Raw genomic sequence first — 4159 nt, 5'->3', positions numbered from 1 at the left:
TAAGAGCTACCAAATAAGCATTGTCTAAACCTAAAATTTGCATAAATTTAAAATCTTTTTTAAAATTATGCATATAATTTAATAATTCTTTTTGATTAAGTTTTAATTCTTGATTTAAGTTTTGTTCTACAAAAACTTTTTTAAATTCTTCTTCGTTGCTCCAGAATAATTTAGATGTCTCTTTTCTAATTTGATTTTCTTTTTCATAATAATACTTATCCCAAAAGATAAGCTCTAAAGGGCGATAAGCTAAGCTTATAAAGATAACAAAAGCTATAAGTAAACCACAAGGTATATAAAATCTTTTAAGTTTATAAAAAGGTTTTTTCATTTATATTCCTTGATATTTTAAAAATAGTTTTTGTGTCTTTTTCTGTTTCGTTTAAGGTTTTATTTTGAGTGTTAAGTTCTATCTCATTCATTTGTACATTCTTTTAGTTTGGTTTGTATGGATTTAAGTTTATTAGTTTGTTTTTGATCGAGTCTGAATTTCTTAAAAATATAGATCAATTTTTGAAGGTTTTTTATTAAATTATTATCATCAGTATAAGCATATTTTTCTAATTCTTTATTAAAAAATAATAAAATTCTATTAGAAGTAAAATCAATTTTGCTCATACCATTTAAAATTGTCATAGTTTTAGGGGTATTTAAATCACAAATATAATCTTGTAAAAATTCACTCAAATACATACTAGTAAATCCACTATTATAGCCAATTAGAGTGTTAATATACATTCCAATTCTAACTACATCAAAGCTATCAAACTTATGAATATCTTTTTGCAAAAAATCCTCTTCTAAACGAGTATTTAGAAAAAATAAAAAATCTTCAAAAACTTTAAATCTTTCCTTATCAAATAAAAAATAAGTTTTATGATTTGTGATATTTCTTTCATTGTATAAAAGATAAAGTATAATATCAGTATTTGAATTTGTTGTAACATGCCCAGCTTGTCTCATAAGCTCAACATCTTCATCTGTAGGATAATAAGAGGTTAAAATTCTTATATCTTCAATACTAGTTTGTATCATCTTAAGATTTTTAATAATCATTTGTGTAACTTTTTCTTGATTATAGTTTTCTTTGCTTAAATTCTTAGCATATTCTAATTCTTCCTTACCTTTGTTTTCACTCCACTTGATTAAAGCACTAAGATTTTCTCTTGCTTTGTTATTATCAGCTTCCATAGAATTAAACAATTTATAAATATTGCTAATAACTACATATAAAACCACCAAGATGAAAATGATAATCCAAGATTTTTTTGAGAATTTAAACAAAGGTTTTATCCTTAAAAATAATATTATTTTGCATTATAACATTAATTATAAAATTGTCATCTTTATTTCTTTATTTACAATCAAAGAATTAATATAAGTTTGATAAGCATTTTCTAAATCTTCAAATCCAAGTCTTTTAAATTCATCAATACTTTTATAAAGCTCTTTTCTTGCTTTTAAATAAGTATCGTTTAATTTGGCTTTGTGAGAGACAAAGATAGTATAAAAACTAGAATCAAATTCTAATTCTTTTATTGTGTTTTCATCAAATAAAGCTTGTTTATCTTTGTCAAATAAAACATAATCTTCACAAAAATATAAAGCTTTTAGCAAATAAAGTTCTGAATTGATATTAATATTATCAATATCTTGCAAATTTAAAGTCTTTAATGAGTATTTTTTAGTAGCGATAATGCTTAAACTTTGATTTGGATTTAAAAAAGTATTTCTTTCTTGTTTTAATTGAAAGCTTAGATTTTCATTTAAGGATTTAAATAAAGAATTAAAAATCTCATTTTTGATTTTATTATCTTCTTTATAAAGTTTTAAAGCAGGTTGATATTTTTGTTCTTCTTGATCAATGATTTGATCTTGTTCTTGTAAATCTTGTATATTTTTCGATACTCTTCATCCATAAAATTATAGGAATTAGAAGCTATGCTTGTTTTAGTTATAAGTTCTTTTTTCTTTGCTAGAGCAAGTTTGTATTCTTTAGAATAGCTAGGGTAGGGGTGTGGGGTGAAGAGGGATAAACCGTTTATGAGAATTTGAAAATTATCCTGTTGTAAAATTTGACATTCTTCTGGACTATTGCAAATTTGCTTAAAATTTCTTGGTGCAAGAAATTTTTCATATGTAGAATTAAGAAAATTTGTTATTATGCGAGAAGCTGTACCATCAAAAATAAATTCTAATATTGCATCTAAAACATTATCATAGATATCGAAAGCTTTATTGGTTGCATTCTCGATTGCGACAGGAATATCATTTGCATAAATAATTGTAATTACAGCAACTTCTACTTGACCAGTTCTTATGCCACCTACAATACCTACTGCAATAATTGGACCGCTAACTAAATTACTTGTAAAATGAACTGCAGCTTTTCTAAAATTCTTAGTCTTATGATATACTTCTTCTGATTCTATAAAATTTGTTACTAAATCCAGATGGCTAAGTGATTTTTTAATATATCTATTAACAGCTTCTCCTAGAATATCTTCGTTTTCTAACAATTCTTGTAGTGGTATGACATAAGTCAATGATTCTCTTAATTCGCTTAACTTATCCATTATTTTACTCCATTATGAAGCATTGTTTGTTTGCTAAAAAATAAACCCTTGCTGCATAGTAAGCTTTTGAAAAGAAATATTCTTCTTTTTTCAAATTTTTATCGTATTCATCATCATAAAAAGCAAAGTAAATTACTTCATAAAGATTATTATAAAATCTTTATTATTAATAAGATTAAGAGTGTAATTTTCGCTTTGAGAGTCTATAATCTTAAAAACATAATTTATCTTTTCTATAAAACATTGCATTTTACTTTTTACATCTATAATTTTACAAGAGTTAGCTTTTTTCAAGAGCTCTTCGCTATCTTCTTTTAAAATTTTTTCCATATATTCTCCCCAATCCTTTTCTACAGTGGCAACTCCTGCAATGTATTCAGGTTTTCCAAAATTAAGTCCTGATTTTAAAGGATATTCTGTGGCCATTTTTTCAAATAAATCTTTTAAGCTTGGGTTTTGGGAAAGAAAAACTTCTTTGCTTTTGGTATTGCTTATATAATCAGGGATGCTTTCAGAATCTTTTATTACAATTTGTATAATTGGAGATAGCTCCCTTTCTTTTTTAGGTAGAATAAATTTATCAACAAAAGAAAAAGAACTCACAATAAGGACAAGAATAAAAAAAGCTTTTATAGGGTGGTATAAAATAAAAAAATAAATTTTGTAAAATAAATTCATAATTACTCCTTAATTTATAATATTATCTTTAAAACTTAAATTATTTTCCACATGCATTTAATCTTCCTTTGGCGATATTTATGAAATAATTAAGTTCTTTTGTTATATATATCGCTTCGTATAATTCTTGATCTTGAAATTTTAAATCCACATCATGAAATAAATTCATTTTTTCATAAGAATTAATCATATTCTCTAATAATTGTTCTTTTTGGGGTATAGAGCAAATAAAATTTTTATCTAAAGTAAATCCAAAAAACAAAGTATTATAATTCATAAAATTAATTTCAAACATTATTTTACCTAAATTATACTTGGGCGGTAATTCTTCAATTTCACTCATAAAGACAAGAAAATTATCTACAATATTTAAATAATTATTAATTTCTTCTAAATCAGTGCTATTGGATGCGAGATAAAAATAATCAAGATTGTTTTGCATTTGCAAACCAAACAATACATCCTTATTTTTAAGAGCTACTAAATAAGCATTATCTAAACCTAAAGTTTGCATAAATTTAAAATCTTTTTTGAAAGAGTGCATATAATTTAACAATTCTTTTTGATTTGTTTTTAATTCTTCATTTAAGTTTTGTTCTTTAAAAACTTTTTTAAATTCTTCTTCATTGCTCTTAAATAGTTTATACATGTCTTTAGCACTTTGATATTCTTTTTCATGATAATACTTATCCCAAAAGATAAGCTCTAAGGGTCGTTGTAAAAAATGATAAGCTAAGCTTATAAAAATAATCAAAGCTATAAGCACACCACAAGGTATATAAAATCTTTTAAGTTTGTAGAAGGGTTTATTCATTGTTTATCCTTTATTACTCTGCTTTAAGCTCTCCACCTCTAACCACAAGTCCATTAGAGTCTATAGTTACTTCAACTCCACCTGCTTTAAT

General features: G+C 24.6%; 5 protein-coding genes and 1 pseudogene. All 6 read right to left on the bottom strand.

Annotated features, from left to right (window positions below; genetic code table 11):
- A pseudogene (locus AJ932_RS03745) lies at positions 1–331 on the bottom strand (hypothetical protein); the annotation flags it as partial.
- A gap of 83 nt (positions 332–414) precedes the next feature.
- A complete protein-coding gene (locus AJ932_RS03740; RefSeq protein WP_070277923.1) occupies positions 415–1284 on the bottom strand; it encodes a hypothetical protein in 870 nt (289 codons plus the stop codon).
- Positions 1285–1329: 45 nt separating this feature from the next.
- Positions 1330–1659, bottom strand: a complete 330-nt coding sequence (locus tag AJ932_RS10520) for a hypothetical protein (protein ID WP_186820391.1) — start codon at positions 1657–1659, stop codon at positions 1330–1332.
- A gap of 170 nt (positions 1660–1829) precedes the next feature.
- Positions 1830–2576, bottom strand: a complete 747-nt coding sequence (locus tag AJ932_RS10515) for a hypothetical protein (RefSeq protein ID WP_186820390.1) — start codon at positions 2574–2576, stop codon at positions 1830–1832.
- 132 nt (positions 2577–2708) lie between these two features.
- Positions 2709–3254 (bottom strand): hypothetical protein, encoded by a 546-nt coding sequence (locus AJ932_RS03730; protein ID WP_186820605.1) that lies wholly within the window; start codon positions 3252–3254, stop codon positions 2709–2711.
- A 40-nt stretch (positions 3255–3294) separates the two neighbouring features.
- Positions 3295–4068, bottom strand: coding sequence for a hypothetical protein (locus AJ932_RS03725; protein ID WP_070288998.1), 774 nt, complete (start codon positions 4066–4068; stop codon positions 3295–3297).
- Between the last annotated feature and the right edge of the window lie 91 nt (positions 4069–4159).

The sequence above is a fragment of the Campylobacter sp. BCW_6873 genome, assembly GCF_001762365.1.
Taxonomy (GTDB): Bacteria; Campylobacterota; Campylobacteria; order Campylobacterales; family Campylobacteraceae; genus Campylobacter_D; species Campylobacter_D jejuni.
This window is presented reverse-complemented; position numbering and strand designations above follow the sequence as displayed.